This window comes from Methylobacterium sp. CCH7-A2, assembly GCF_001557075.1.
GTDB lineage: Bacteria > Pseudomonadota > Alphaproteobacteria > Rhizobiales > Beijerinckiaceae > Allobosea > Allobosea massiliensis.
Genome location: NZ_LSKN01000329.1, coordinates 1 through 564 on the forward strand (window position 1 = coordinate 1; position 564 = coordinate 564).

Here is a 564-nt window from a genome sequence, read left to right on the forward strand (position 1 = left end):
AGGCGACGGAATCGGGCGAGTTCACCTTCGTCTGGAAGGATGACGACGGCTCCGAGTACAGCTCGAAGAACAAGCTGACCGTCGGCTGAACGAGCCGGCCTGCCGGGCCGGCGAGAATCCTGATGACGTGACGCGCGATGTCCAAAAGGACATTGCAGGTGGGCGGCGCTCGGCGTTCGCCCAGAGGGTGAATCATGGTCACGAGACGCGAATTTCTCCAGGCGACGGCCGCCGCTGCGGCGATTGCGGCAGCCTCCGGGCTGGGCCCGCTCGGGCGGGCAGCGGCACAGCAGAAACTGGCGCAGAGCGACATCCTGCGCTTCGATCCGCTGGGCACGCTGACGATCCTGCACGTCACCGACATCCATGCGCAGCTGATGCCGCTGCACTTCCGCGAGCCCTCGATCAATCTCGGCGTCGGTGCGGCCAGGGGGCAGCCGCCGCATCTCGTCGATGCCGAATTCCGCGCGTATTTCAGGATCGCCGCCGGCTCGCCCGACGCCTTCGCGCTGACCTCGGACGACTTCGTCGCCCTGGCGAAGACCTATGGCCGGATGGGCGGGC

Annotated in this window: 1 protein-coding gene and 1 pseudogene; both read left to right on the forward strand. The window is 67.2% G+C overall.

Annotation, left to right across the window (positions count from 1 at the left end; translation table 11 throughout):
- Window positions 1-89, forward strand: a pseudogene (locus tag AX750_RS27035) (thiosulfate oxidation carrier complex protein SoxZ); the annotation flags it as partial.
- A 105-nt stretch (window positions 90-194) separates the two neighbouring features.
- On the forward strand, window positions 195-564 hold a 370-nt coding region (locus tag AX750_RS25085; protein WP_156462483.1), incomplete at its 3' end, for a twin-arginine translocation signal domain-containing protein.